This window comes from Providencia sp. PROV182 (genome assembly GCF_028480325.1).
GTDB classification, from domain to species: domain Bacteria; phylum Pseudomonadota; class Gammaproteobacteria; order Enterobacterales; family Enterobacteriaceae; genus Providencia; species Providencia hangzhouensis.
Genome location: NZ_JAMPOL010000001.1, coordinates 384239 through 397415, shown reverse-complemented (window position 1 = coordinate 397415; position 13177 = coordinate 384239). Strand labels below are relative to the sequence as shown.

General features: G+C 38.1%; 9 protein-coding genes. 5 read left to right on the top strand and 4 right to left on the bottom strand.

Translation table 11 applies throughout. The features are described from left to right. Positions 1–55: 55 nt before the first annotated feature. Together sodC and topA are read right to left on the bottom strand one after the other, a co-directional pair. Positions 56–580: a superoxide dismutase family protein gene (gene sodC / locus PR834_RS01845; protein ID WP_004254197.1), complete on the bottom strand. Its 525-nt coding sequence runs from the start codon at positions 578–580 to the stop codon at positions 56–58. Positions 581–898: 318 nt separating this feature from the next. Continuing rightward, positions 899–3505 carry a type I DNA topoisomerase gene (gene topA, locus PR834_RS01840; RefSeq protein WP_004254195.1) on the bottom strand — a complete coding sequence of 869 codons (2607 nt, stop codon included), beginning with the start codon at positions 3503–3505 and terminating at the stop codon, positions 899–901. A gap of 290 nt (positions 3506–3795) precedes the next feature. Here topA and PR834_RS01835 point away from each other — a divergent pair, with 290 nt between their 5' ends. After that, on the top strand, positions 3796–4053 hold the full coding sequence (locus tag PR834_RS01835; RefSeq protein WP_094960535.1) for a DUF2498 family protein: 258 nt from the start codon (positions 3796–3798) through the stop codon (positions 4051–4053). Between the two features lie 96 nt (positions 4054–4149). Here the strand turns inward: PR834_RS01835 and sohB are convergent, their stop codons facing one another. Beyond that, positions 4150–5196: a protease SohB gene (gene sohB / locus PR834_RS01830; RefSeq protein ID WP_004254182.1), complete on the bottom strand. Its 1047-nt coding sequence runs from the start codon at positions 5194–5196 to the stop codon at positions 4150–4152. A gap of 177 nt (positions 5197–5373) precedes the next feature. Between sohB and PR834_RS01825 the strand changes: the two genes are divergently transcribed. The 4 genes from PR834_RS01825 (at position 5374) to PR834_RS01810 (ending at position 12044) form a co-directional block, all read left to right on the top strand. Continuing rightward, entirely contained in the window at positions 5374–6138 is a 765-nt protein-coding gene (locus PR834_RS01825; protein ID WP_036957702.1) for a YciK family oxidoreductase, read from the top strand. Between the two features lie 5 nt (positions 6139–6143). Further along, the gene (gene cobO / locus PR834_RS01820; protein WP_262960415.1) at positions 6144–6734 is read left to right on the top strand and encodes a cob(I)yrinic acid a,c-diamide adenosyltransferase; all 591 of its coding nucleotides are present in this window, start codon (positions 6144–6146) and stop codon (positions 6732–6734) included. A gap of 555 nt (positions 6735–7289) precedes the next feature. Continuing rightward, positions 7290–9437: a two-partner secretion domain-containing protein gene (locus PR834_RS01815; RefSeq protein ID WP_196724932.1), complete on the top strand. Its 2148-nt coding sequence runs from the start codon at positions 7290–7292 to the stop codon at positions 9435–9437. 498 nt (positions 9438–9935) lie between these two features. Next, positions 9936–12044 carry a two-partner secretion domain-containing protein gene (locus tag PR834_RS01810; RefSeq protein WP_136135093.1) on the top strand — a complete coding sequence of 703 codons (2109 nt, stop codon included), beginning with the start codon at positions 9936–9938 and terminating at the stop codon, positions 12042–12044. 405 nt (positions 12045–12449) lie between these two features. On the opposite strand, the gene aphA is transcribed toward PR834_RS01810, so the two are convergent. Further along, positions 12450–13163 carry an acid phosphatase AphA gene (gene aphA, locus PR834_RS01805; RefSeq protein ID WP_272524997.1) on the bottom strand — a complete coding sequence of 238 codons (714 nt, stop codon included), beginning with the start codon at positions 13161–13163 and terminating at the stop codon, positions 12450–12452. Positions 13164–13177: the final 14 nt, after the last annotated feature.

The following is a 13177-nucleotide window of genomic DNA, read 5'->3' as shown; positions in this document are numbered from 1 at the left end:
GACTAGGGTTAGCAAGCGCAGCTAACAACGCCACAGCTTTGAAATATGACGCGTATTATTTGATGACGCCGCAGGCCATCCTAGCCCCACCACCGCCTAACGCTTCTGGATTATCAGAATAGTTATCACCACCCACATGCACCATCAATGCGCGGTCTTGAACATCTTTGAGTGATTTTAAACGTGGCGCTAGCACCGCATAATTAGCATTACCTTGGCTATCGGCAACTAGGCCGGGTAAATCGCCTAAATGCCCTGTGTTATCATAAGGGCCTTTATGAACGCCTGTTTTGGCTGGGTCTAAATGACCACCTGCTTTTAATGCAGGTACCGATTTACCGTCTTTTTCTGCAGGTTCGCAGCTTGGGTTCTCATGAATATGGAAGCCATGAATGCCTGCTTGTAGTCCTGTTAATTTAGGCGTGAACAGTAATCCATATTCCGTTTCTGAGATAACAACCTCACCTATTGCTTTACCATCACCTGTGGGTGTCGCTTCTTTTAATACAACAGTAGACTGAGCAGCGTACGCTGTCCCCGCTGTCAATAATGCAGCCAGTAAACACATTTTTAACTTCATTTTGCCTCCGGTGGATAACTTTTATCTATCATTCCATCGACTTACCTAAATATTTCAGCAAGGTAAGGATTATTACTGCCAATTGATAACTACAACGACTCTATCTTAAGTTAACACAAATTAGTTATCACTTTGGTGCTACATTTGAGTTTAGTTAAAAATTGGTGGCTATATCACAGTGAACGATAAGAAATAAAGGAATGGACAGTATAACAGCGGGTTATTCACTGATAGGCATTGATATGAAATTGACAAGTTAATAAAAAAGCCAATCTAATTAAATGATTGGCTTTTTTGTTTGGAAACAAAAGAGAGCTATTACTTTTCTTTTACTTCCCACTTACCGTCAACGTAGAATGCACTCCAACCCGTTGCTTTGCCGTTTTTCTCTGAAGAAACATATTGTTGTTTCGTTTTACGACTAAAACGGACGACAGTTGGGTTACCTTCACCGTCTTCAGCCGGTGCTTCAGCTAAATAAGCGAGTTTTTCAGGTAAACGGTCTTTAAAACGCTGTAATTCTGCCACTAGTGGTGCACGTGTTTCTCGTGATTTAGGGAATGTATTCGCCGCAAGGAAAACGCCAGCAGCACCATCACGTAACACAAAATACGCATCAGATTTTTCACATGGAAGTTCCGGCAATGGCACTGGATCTTCTTTCGGTGGTGCCACTTCACCACTTCGTAAGATTTTACGCGTATTTTTACACTCTTCGTTGGTGCAACCCATGTACTTACCAAAACGCCCCATTTTCAGGTGCATTTCTGAGCCACACTTGTCACACTCAATGACCGGGCCGTCATAACCCTTAATACGAAACTCGCCTTCTTCGATTTCATAACCTTCACACGCAGGGTTATTACCACAAACATGTAATTTACGGCCATTATCAATCAAATAGCTGTCCATCGCGGTGCCGCATTTTGGACAGCGGCGTTTGGCTCTTAACGCATTAGTTTCCGCATCATCCCCTTCAAGGACATTAAGGACTTCGTCTTCAGGGATAAGGTTAATCGTTTTTTTACAACGCTCTTTGGGTGGTAATGCGTAACCAGAGCAACCTAAAAATACCCCAGTTGATGCGGTACGAATACCCATATGGCGCTCACAATCAGGGCAAGTGATTGAGGTAATTACCATTGGGTTGGTGCGCATTCCCCCTTCCTCTGGTTCTTTTTCAGCAACATCGAGCTGCTTACTAAAATCAGAGAAGAATTCATCTAATACGGCTTTCCATTCGGCATCATGGTTTGCAACATGGTCCAGTTGGTCTTCCATACGTGCAGTAAAATCATAGTTCATCAGATCGTTAAAGTTTTCCTCTAAGCGGTCTGTGACGATTTCACCCATTTTTTCTGCATAGAAACGACGGTTTTCAACTTTGACATAACCTCTGTCTTGGATCGTCGAAATAATCGCTGCATACGTTGAAGGACGGCCAATACCACGCTTTTCTAACTCTTTAACTAAGGACGCTTCACTAAAACGTGCCGGCGGCTTAGTAAAGTGTTGGCTAGGCAATAGCTCAACCAAAGACAACTCCGCACCAACTTGTATTGGTGGCAGCGTTTTGTCTTCATCATTTTTACGCAGTGCAGGCATGACTTTCGTCCAACCATCGAAGCGCAGAGTACGCCCTTTGGCTTTTAGTTCAAAATCCCCTGCTTTGACTGTTAAGGTTGTTGAATCATATTTCGCAGGTGTCATTTGACAAGCCACAAACTGATTCCAAATCAATTGATACAACCTTTTCGCGTCGTTCTCCATGTCTTTTAGTGACTCAGGTAAAACATCGACACTAGAAGGACGAATGGCTTCGTGTGCCTCTTGCGAATTGTCTTTGCTACTATACACATTGGCATCTTTTGGCAGGTATTTCGCGCCAAAATTATCATTAATATAGCCACGAACCATGTCGAGTGCATCTTGACTCAAGTTTGTTGAGTCAGTACGCATATAAGTGATGTAACCCGCCTCATAAAGACGCTGAGCCATCATCATGGTTTTTTTCACGCCGAAACCTAAACGGGTACTAGCAGCTTGTTGTAGCGTTGAGGTGATATACGGTGCGCTCGGTTTACTGGATGTCGGCCTATCTTCACGGTCAGTAACCGCAAAACGGGCATTTTCCAGTAATTTAACCGCCGCCTCTGTTTGCGCTTTATTGACTGGCTTAAATGCCTTACCACCTTGTGAAGTGACTTCCATACGCAAATTAGCGATATCTTTATCGGCTAAGTCGGCATGCAGTTCCCAATATTCTTCAGGAACGAAGGCTTTAATTTCCCGTTCACGTTCAACTATCAGTTTCACTGCAACTGATTGAACACGACCAGCAGATAAGCCACGAGCCACTTTTTTCCACAACAGTGGAGAAACCATGTAACCCACAACTCGGTCCATAAAACGACGCGCTTGTTGTGCGTTAACTCTATCTATATTTAATTCCCCAGGGCTATCAAATGCCTGAGTGATCGCATTTTTGGTGATCTCATTAAATACAACACGACTAAAACGAGAATCGTCTCCACCAATCACTTCACGCAAATGCCACGCAATAGCTTCCCCTTCTCGGTCCAAGTCCGTTGCGAGGTAGATGTGATCAGCATCCTCCGCTAGTGATTTAAGTTCAGAGACCACTTTTTCTTTACCTGGTAGAATTTGATAATTCGCTTTCCAACCATGGTAAGGGTCAATCCCCATGCGCTTAACTAATGCGTCACGCGGATCTTTTTTCACTTTCTTTGTTTTGTCGGTAGATGAGCCTGTACTCTTTTGTGAGCCGGTTTGTGAACCAGAGCCGCTTTTCGGCAGATCACGAATGTGGCCAACGCTGCTTTTTACAACGTAGCCACTGCCAAGATACTTATTAATCGTTTTGGCCTTTGCCGGGGACTCCACTATAACAAGAGCTTTACCCATATTTACCTTTACCTAAATATCAACAATGGCGCATTTCTACATTAAAATGCGCAAAATGAGAATCTCTTTTTTATATTGCGACACAATCACAATATATCAATATATTTTTAAACAATTATTTGTGTTGAAACAAAACTTATAAACTCAATCACGTTATTCTAAAAGGCACAAAGTGTCTTCTAGTCGACTGATTTTAACCATATAAAGATGTTTAGTCACAATTGAAAACCACACACTCTACCTGATAAAATGCTAGAAGCAACCAATTATTTTTTCAAGGAAGCCAAGTTATGCAAGACAATTTACCGTTCATCACAAAAAAAGAGTTACTTGAAAAAGCTAATGATATCATAAAGAAACATGATGATTATATTCATGGTATGTTTGTTGATACTGTAGAGCAGCATCGAGGTACATTGGTATTTAAAGGGGAGTTCTTCTTAGATGAGAACAATATCCCTACCTTAAAGAGTACCGCTGCTTTTAATATGTACAAACACCTTGCTCATGTACTATCAGAACAATACCAATTGAGTGATAATAACTAATTAACACGTTTGCTCTTTGTATATAATTTACCGGCTAAAAAGCCGGTAAATTAATAGTAGATTTAAAAACGCTTATTCGCTAGGCAAAATTCGAAATTACAAGAGTGGTTTTTGCCCACGCTGCCACCAGCGCAATAATAAATTATCCACGCTCTTTGCCGCGCTTCCCATAAACTTATCCATCATTTTTTTACTTAATACATAACGGATACTAACTATTTCCTTAGTATCAATCGCATTAATAATAAAATCATCACTCACACCAATATTATCCACAAGCCCTTTATCAAGCGCCTGTGAACCATACCAATACTCCCCTGTTGCAACTGCAGAAATATCTAAAGATGGGCGATTTTGATGAACAAATTGTTTAAACAATTCATGTGTTGAATTTAAATCTTCAACAAATTTCTTACGACCTTGCTCCGTGTTCTCACCTAACATGGTCAATGTACGTTTATATTCGCCAGCGGTGTGAAGTTCAACATCAACATCATGCTTTTTTAATAACCGATGAATATTTGGAATTTGAGCGACAACACCAATCGAACCAATAATGGCAAATGGCGCTGCGATAATTTTATCTGCGATGCACGCCATCATATATCCACCACTCGCAGCGACTTTATCTACCGCAATAGTCAGTGGGATATTTTTTTCTTTGATTCTTAGTAATTGTGAAGCCGCTAAGCCATAACCATGAACCATCCCACCAGGGCTTTCAAGTCTTAACAAAACCTCATCCTGTTGGTCTGCAACAGCGAGAATTGCACTGATCTCTTCACGTAAAGAGGCAACTTCACGTGCATCCATACTACCTTTGAAGTCTAAGACATATAAGCAAGGCTTTTTAACCCCTGTTTGGCCTAATTTAGCCCCAGTTTTCTCACTTTTTGATTTTGCTTTTTGCTGTTTTTTAAATGCTTTTAGCCATGCCTTATGTTCTGATTCATTCATTTTTATCTGTTGCATTTGGCGCTGACGCTCACGATAGCTTTCACCTAAATCTGTGATTTTCAAAGCACCTTTTGCTCCTTGTCTGCGCATACCTACGCCAAACACAAAAACAGCCAGCAAAACCACCGCTACCAAAATCGTAACGACTTTTGCTAAAAATAGCCCATACAATGAGAAATACTCCACAATCTGATCCTTTTGATATTTATCTTCAATACAAAAATAATCTCACGATTACGCGCAAACAACCAGAAAAAAACAGAGTTGGCACGACAAACCTTGTTAATACTATGTTAGATTAGCCAATTATCACAATCAGTGCGATGATAACCATACATGCTAATCACAATAGTAGGAAAGAATATGCTCCAATATCAGCCTAGACAAGACCTATTGAAAGGTAAAACTATTCTCGTGACAGGTGCCGGTGATGGCATTGGCCGTGAAGCCGCTCTCACTTATGCGCGCTATGGTGCATCCCTTATTCTTGTTGGTAGAACACTGCATAAATTACAATCAGTTAGTGATGAAATAGCGGCTTTAGATGGAAAGAATCCACCTTGCTTTATATTAGACTTATTAACCGCAACAATTGATGACTGCCATACACTCGCTTCGCAAGTTGCGTCAATAACGCCTTATTTAGATGGCGTTTTACACAACGCGGGAATACTTGGTGTAGTAGCCCCTATCTCTGAGCAACCCAGTGACCTATGGCATGATGTGATGCAAATAAATGTTAATGCCACATTTATGCTAACTCAAGCTTTGCTCCCTCTATTACTTAAAGCGCCTAATGCCTCGTTAGTTTTTACCAGTTCAAGTGTAGGTAAACAAGGTCGAGCCGGTTGGGGGGCTTATTCTGTCTCTAAATTTGCGACAGAAGGTTTAATGCAAATTCTATCCGAAGAGTATAAGCACAGTAATCTTCGTGTAAATTGTATTAATCCAGGTGGAACTCGAACCTCTATGCGAGCAAGCGCATTCCCTGACGAAGATCCACTTAAATTGAAAACTCCTGCTGATATCATGCCTATTTATATCTATTTGATGGGTGATGATAGCCTGCGTAAAACAGGAAGTAGCTATGATGCACAACCCGGACGCAAGCCCGGTGCTGCGGAGTAAAAATGATGTCTCAAAGCCGACACGAAGAACGTCAACAACGTTTAAAAGAAAAAGTGGATGCACGAATTGAAGCCGCTCAAATTGAACGGGGTATCGTTATTGTCTTTACTGGAAATGGAAAAGGCAAAACGACAGCGGCATTTGGTACTGTTTGCCGTGCAGTAGGCCATGGTAAAAAAGCCGCTGTTGTTCAATTTATTAAAGGTGGCTGGGATAATGGTGAACGTGAGCTGTTAGAACCCCAAGGCGTTCCCTTCTATGTTATGTCCACAGGGTTCACTTGGGAAACTCAAAACAAAGAGACAGACACCCTCGCCTGTATAGAAACTTGGCACTACGCCAAACAATTATTAAGTGACCCACAGTACGATTTAGTCATTTTAGATGAACTCACCTACATGGTAAATTACCATTATCTCGAATTAGCAGAAGTGATCCAAGCATTACAAAGCCGCCCTGCCAATCAATCTGTTGTGATCACTGGCAGAGGTTGCCACCGAGATTTAATCGAATTAGCTGATACAGTAACAGAAATGCGCCCAGTGAAACATGCATTTGATATTGGGATTAAAGCTCAAAAAGGGATTGATTGGTAATCATCCGATAACAAAGTGCAATAATAAGGCGTTATTTTTTATTATTGCACTTCTAATCTATTTCACTAGCTATTTTTCTAACTAAGCCATCAGTTAACCTATAAAAAAGTTATTTAATACTTTTCATTGGTAACACTAATTTAGTGTGAACTCCATATTGGAAAATATTTTTTGGTAGTATGAGTTTTTTGCTAACTTTTGTTCATCAAGTATCACAATTATTTTATAACGATAAAGAATAAATATAAAAATAATTAATGCTATTTGTTGAAAATCTCCTCTTTAATTAAAATGATTACGTATTGCTACGTGAGTAAAATCCTCCTAACAGGCTAAAAATGCGTAAACACAACCTATTGATAAAAAAACAAACTAATCTATAAAAATAGATATTACTCCGCTTTTATTCAGTTTTAGTTAGTTATCAATGAATAACGATATATTTACCCATGTTAACATTATTAATTTTATTTAGTTTTCTATTTAAGCATAATTAAACTGCAATAATGGATTGTTAGTTATCTTAGATTTTTCTATTTTATTTAAGGGATATATATGAAAAATGTTTCAAATTCTCATTTAAATTTCACAAAAATGAAATTTAATCCACTCTTTTTGTGTGTTTCAATAATCGTTGGAACTACTACTGTTGCTCAAGCGGCAATTACACCAACTAATGGGGCTGGTATATTAAATCAAGGTAATGGGCCGACTGTCGTTTATATTAATAAACCAAGCCAGGCTGGTGTTTCCCATAATACCTATAGCCAATTCGATGTTGACCAAAAAGGCGTTATTTTAAATAACAGTGCAAAAAATTCTAATACGCTCATTGGCGGCAAAATTGGTGGCAATACCAATGTTGCTGGCGGGCGAGCTAAAGTTATCTTAAACGAAATAAATTCAAATGCGGCAACCACATTAAATGGCATGATTGAGGTTGCAGGTGGCAAAGCGCAAGTAATCGTTGCTAATGCGTCCGGAGTTACATGTAACAACTGTGGCTTTATCAACACCAATCGTACAACACTGACAACCGGTAAAGTAGAGCTAGCAAATGATGGCTCCATTGCTAACTATAATGTGCAGCAAGGTAAAATTGCCATCAATGGGAGATTAGATACCAATTCTCCGACAGATTTAATTGCACGTTCGGTGGCCATTAATGGCATTATTGATACACAGCGCATCAATGTGATAGCTGGAAGTAATCACGTCAATTCGGCTGGGGATGTGACGGGTACAGCCGCTGCAATTGGAACAAAACCCACTGTTGGGATTGATGTTTCGTCGATTGGCGGTATGTATGCCAATAAAATCTCATTAATAGCCACTGAAACTGGCGTTGGTGTCAGTAATTTAGGGGATATTGGTACCTATAATGGCTCAATTTCTATTGATACCGCAGGAACGGTGAATAATACCAATGGTAATATGAACGCAGCGGGTGATATTGATATTAAAGCAGCAAGCCTTACCAATAACGGTCGCATTGCGGGTAATAAAAACGTCAATATTACCGTTGCAGGAACGGGAGTAATTAATAATGATAATGGTGATATCACATCCTATAACAATGATATTAATCTAAGTACATTAGGTACACTAAGCAACAATCGTGGTTCGATAATCGCTCTGCAGAATGTTAATACACTCTCTGATTCATTTGTAAATGATAATGGTATCGTTCAGTCTACTAAAGGTAATATCGACATTCATTCCATGAGTACAATTTACAACAGGGACAATCTCGCCAATCCAAATGATCCAGGAAAAGGATTCAATGCCGGGCGTGATATAACGATTAATGCCGTTCGTGTTGTGAATGAAAACTCCAATATTACTGCAGGGCGAGATAGCAAAATCAGCACGCAATCCGCAATTGATAACACATCAAATAGCAAAATTACTGCACAACGCCATGCAGACATCAGTACGATGTACTTAACGCAAACTAATTCTGAAATAAATGCCATTGATGGCCAGATGAATTTAGATGCGTCGGTATCACTCACTAATGCGGGAACGTCAACCATTCATAGTGGTCGCTTGATGAATATCAATGCTAACCAGCTCAATAACACCGGAGCGATTGTTTCGAATAACGGCAAATCCGTCATTAATGCTAATTCAATGAACAACCGTTCTGGCTATATCAAAGGACAAAATCTTACGATTAAAGCCTATAGTATTGATAACCAAGCAGGGTTAATTAATGCAGAAAATAATCTCGATATTGAAACCAGTTATTTGAACAACAGTTACAGTAGTGACTTTAAACTCATTAATACTAAATTTGGACTAACAAACCAAAATGGTGGCCTACAAACCAATAATGGAACTATTAAAGTTAAAGGTGATACGTTACATAATACCTATGGTTCTATTGCTGCAAATGTAGAAAATAATACCGCTGCACGTAATGATATTGATGTTAAGCTCAAAGCAACACTCAATAATAATTATGGAGAAATCAAAAGCGCTAATAGCCAGAAACTGGATGTTGGCACATTAGAAAACTATTCAGGAACAGTGGCCGCAGGGAAAAATCTCACCATTGATTCAAAAAATCGTATTAACAACCAATATGGTGCTTTACGTTCTACTAACACGACTAAAGTCACCAGCCCTATAGTAAGTAATGGAACGACTGGAAGCATCACGGGTAACCGTGTGATTATTGATGCAGTTGTGACAAACTAATATATTACAATCATAACCACTCGCATAGCGGGTGGTTTATTCTAGCCCTATAAGGGCTTATTACCGACCGCGCCTAAATAATATTCTCACACTATATCTACCGAAACAAACACAAACAAATAATTAATAAGTGGCGAAATTAAAACCTAATATATAACAGCCAAATGCCACTACCCAACAACAATAATAATAAGTGTTAAACATATCTTATCTATGCTTATTGTAAAGTCACAATAGATAGGAGAACTCACTTAAGTAATAACGTATACGATCTCCATTTTAGAGTAAAGTTTACATATTGAATATACAAGGAAATTTTACAAGCCAAGTGATAAATACCCATTTTTTCACCTTTATAGATATAACATCTAATTGACGTCAATTGCATAGTCTTAAAAAGAATTAATTTTTATTTAAATTTTTATTAACGTACAATCCTATAGCTTATTTTATTTATCATCTACGTATTTTATATCTATCGATAAATTAGAGATTAATATGAAACAAAATAACAAAGAATATTACAACCATCCTACCCTAAAATTAAAACCTGTTTTTTTAGGAATTTCCATTTTTTTAGGTACAATTTCTATTGCGCAAGCAGATATTGTTAACACCAATGGCGCTGGTGTCATTAAAGCACCAAATGGCGCAACTATTGTAAATATAAAGACTCCATCTAATAATGGTGTTTCTCATAATATTTATAGTAAATTTGATGTTGACAAAAAAGGTGTCGTACTCAATAACAGTAAAGCAGATATTAATACGCAATTAGCAGGTAATATTAAAGCCAACAGCAATCTTCAAGGTAATGTTGCAACTGTTATTCTAAATGAAGTTAATTCTAATAAAGCAACCCAATTAAATGGAATGATTGAAGTTGCTGGTAATAGTGCTCAAGTTATTGTTGCCAATGCTTCAGGTATTACTTGTAATAATTGTGGTTTCATTAACACAAATAGAGCAACACTCACGACAGGGAAAATAACACCACAACTTAATGGTGATTTCACTATCAATGTTGACAAAGGTCAAATCGTCATTACTGATAAATTTAATTCAAACTCACCTACTGATATCTTAGCAAAAACAGCTGCTATCTCGGGTAAGATGAATGCTGATGAGATAAATATAATTACAGGTACCAATGTTATTAGTAAAAATGGACAACTTATAAAATCTGCAAGTTCCAATACTAACACTCCAAATATTGCTATCGATATTTCAGCATTAGGTGGCATGTATGCAGATAAAATCACGCTGATATCCACTGGAAATAATAGCGCTATTAGCAACAAAGGCATTATCTCCGCTGGTGATGATGGTTTACGAATTGCCAGTAATGGTAATATTTTCAATTATAAAACAATGGATGCTATTAGTGACGTAAATATTACCGCAACCAGTAATCCTGCCTATGCGCACAATTTAAGCGGAATTGAAAATACAGGGGCTATTAAATCAAAAAACAGCGATATTAATATCAATACTGATGGCTATATCCTTAACTATTCTGGTGGCGAGATCACTGCAAATCAAAATTTAAATGCTGACGCTAACATGATTGGCAACTATGGCGGTAAAATACAGGCCACCAAAGGTGATATGAACATCAAAACAGTTAATAATGTTGAAAATTCATCCAATATGTTTCCTAATTCTATTAAAAGTGTAATTTCAGCCGGTAATGAATTAAACATTAATTCAGGTAGCATTGTTTACAATAATGATGCTTTACTTACTGGTCGTGATATTACAATTGAGGCGGCTGTTTCTATTGAAAACAAAAATAATGCGTTAATTAATGCAAAAAGACGTATGAACTTAAAAAGTGAGGAAATAAATAACCACACTTCTTCAATCAAAACCACGAATGGAAGAATGGATCTAATTGCAGAAAAGTCATTAACTAATGGTAAAGACTCAGCGATTGAAAGTGGTCGTCTTTTAACTATCGAGACACCATCACTTATCAACTCTGGTGCTATTATTTCCAAGGCAGGTAAATCTACCATCAATACCGATAAATTAGATAACACTGCAGGTTATATCAACGCAACTAATTTAGATATCAATGCAGAAAATAAAATAATTAATAAAGAAGGCTTAATTAGTACAAATGGTAATTTAGTAATCAAAACAAACGAACTAGACAACCGTTGGAGTTCAGATTTTTCCAATCATGCCCAAAAATACGGTGTCACAGATGATAAAGCAGGAATAAATGCAGTTGATGGTTCTATCAATATTAAAGCAAATACCTTTAACAATTATATAGGAGAGGTTAAAACTAACTGGACTGAAAAAACGTTAGCTTCTGGTGATATTCAAATGAATATCAATGAAAATCTGTATAATTCAAACGGTACAATTTCAGCTTTTAATAATTTAAAATTAAATGCAGATATTATTGATAACGGATACCACGGTTTAATTAGTGCTGATTATAACGCAACTATAAATGCAAAAACTGCTTTATTTAATCCTTACGGTACTATTTCATCAAAAAATCAAACTCGCGTCACTGCACCTATGGTTTATAACAGCCCAGATGGTAAAATATTAGGCGGTGAAGTAATCATCAATACAGACAATTATTATTAAGTTATGCAATAAAGGGGTAATTTACCTAATGCCGATCAGTTAAGAGCTAAATAATCAGTTTAACGCCCCTACCGATCTACAAAAATCCGTAATTATCCCAAGATTACGGATTTTTTATGTTACTTAGCCAGCTTTCGAGTCTGCTCAGGCTTTCCCGCCAAAAGAATTCCGATGGAAATGATGATATGAGCTGTAATAGGAATGCCCCTTTTTCGCTCACTTTCCATGGCTCAACTCGTTCTCCATCTAGAAATTGTTTTATCTAGTAAATGACCTTACGTTTCACCAGGTGATGTTGTTCAGGCTCGCCAACGGTTAGGGGAAGATTCTATTCGTAGAGTGTTTGAATAAATATCCTCCGGCATTAGTCGGAGGATATTTATTATTTGCATTGCACTTGTTGAATTAATATTCTGAATTAATCACAACCTCTTCACCAAAGCGACCTGCTTTTGGTAATGGTTGGTAAGATGAATTTGCCGCACGTAGAATACGAACACCGCGAATACCTAACTCATGTGCTGCTGCGATATCGGCATCAGCATCACCATAATATATGGTAAGTTTGTGATCACGCATCCAGCTCACTTTATTATTTTGCCCTGGTTCATCACCCGCAAAAATAACAGGTTGCATTTTATCCGCAGGTATCGCTAAACCTTCTTGAACATATTTCGTCACTGTTTCCGTTTTTGTTTTCGTACGGCCAGTAATGAAATAAACAGTGTCACCGCGCTCTAAGTGCATTTTGACTAAATCAATACCCACTTGTTTTGGCATACTGAATTTGTCCCACTCATTATTCATTTTTTCCCAAAATTGTTGATTTTTGAGGTAGCTAAAATCGTTAGGTGAGAACTCTAATTTACCACGGTAAAAACCTGGACTTGAAAATAACACCGTATCATCGATATCAAACCCAACAGCCATAGGTGCTTTCCCTTCTAGGCTTTGTTTAATTTGTTCGATGGAAACCCAATGAATAGGCTGTTGTTGAGCAAGTTCAACAACGGTAACGCCGGGGCTTACGGTTTCTGGCATTGGAATTTTTGCTTGAGAGGTTGCCGTAAAACTCAATGCCAATGTAATCGCACTCAAAGTCAGTGTTATTTTTTTCATGTTTTGTCCTTATT